The 1,322-nt window shown below is 56.3% G+C and carries 2 protein-coding genes; both read left to right on the plus strand.

Going from position 1 to position 1,322, the window contains the following annotated elements:
* The first annotated feature begins 447 nt into the window (after positions 1-447).
* Positions 448-1,080: a hypothetical protein gene (locus B5G43_RS17200; RefSeq protein ID WP_143382903.1), complete on the plus strand. Its 633-nt coding sequence runs from the start codon at positions 448-450 to the stop codon at positions 1,078-1,080.
* A partial coding sequence (locus B5G43_RS16865; RefSeq protein WP_143382904.1) for a SipW-dependent-type signal peptide-containing protein occupies positions 1,073-1,322 on the plus strand: 250 nt, incomplete at its 3' end. The genes B5G43_RS17200 and B5G43_RS16865, both read left to right, overlap by 8 nt.

A 1,322-nucleotide genomic window follows, 5' to 3' on the forward strand; every position in this document is an offset into this window, starting at 1 on the left:
ACTCTCAAGCAGAACGGTGCTGAGATTGGCACCTATACCATTCTGGCCGGGCAGACCGAAGGCAGCTGGTCTTGGAGCGACAGTGGTAAGACAAATACCGGCACCCTGACTACTTGCCAGGACTATACCCTGGAGTGTACAGTGAGCCCGGTGGTTCCCACTGGTAGCGACAGCCTCGGTACTTCGGTAAGCGAGCAGACCTACACTGCTTATCCGAAGATCCACGTCCTGGTGCCCACTATTACCTGGAAGGATACCACGGTGGATGCCGGTGATTTGCTTACGAATTATGAGACCAACTTTGTCAGTATTTCTTGGGCTGACGAGAACAAAGATGGCGGTACTGTAAGTGAGGCTGATGATTGGACTGTTTCCTATACGTATAGCCCGGAACCGGGTGTTATCAACGCTGAGACTGAGGTCAATGTGACCGTTACGGTCAACAGGGTGAACATTACCAATTATGTGACCTTTGTGCGGCAGTGTGATTCTACATCTGGTGATGCAGGGGATCATTTGGGCAGTGAGACGGAGTGCGAATTTGTCATCCACCTGAACAACATCGAGCTGTCGATCACCAAGACCGTTAATGAAAAGCCTGAGCAGAGCTTCATCTTTACGATTAGCGGACCGAATGGCTTTGCCATGACCATCGCCATGGGCGCGAGTGAGTTCACCCTGGAGGGTGACAAGTGGACCTGCACCAAGACCATCACCGGTCTGAAGAGCGGCACTTACACCGTGACCGAGGACACCAAGTGGTCCTGGATGTACAATGCTGATGCGGAGACCAAGACTGCGGATAAGGGCGATGACGGCAAGCTGTCGGTCACCTTCGACAACACCCGCAACGGCAATAACTGGCTGGGCGGCAGCGATAGCGTGGAGAACGTGTTTGCGACCACTGACGGAGCTTCCGCTGCTGCGCTGCGAGCCGCCAACCCTGCGGCGCTGCCCAATCCCCTACCCAGCACGCCCAAGGACGACGAGAACGGTGACGAGAAGAACAAGGATCAGAACACCGAGCCTGATCCCAGCGAGCCCATGGAGACCCAGGAGGGAGGCGTGAGCAATGTTTGACCGAAAGGAATATGAAGGCAAGCGTGCCCTGCGCCGCTGGCCCAAGTGGTTGCCCGTTGTGGCGGCCCTGGCCCTGGCGACCGCGGTGACCGTGGGCGGGACCCTGGCGTGGCTGACGGCCCACACCGACTCTGTGACCAACACCTTCACCATGGGTAATGTGGACCCGGATGTGGAGGAGAGCTTTGATCCGGATGCTGGAACCAAGAGTGAAATTAAAGTTACCAACAACGGCAGCGTGG

The organism is Flavonifractor sp. An92 (assembly GCF_002159175.1).
Taxonomy (GTDB): Bacteria; Bacillota; Clostridia; order Oscillospirales; family Oscillospiraceae; genus Pseudoflavonifractor_A.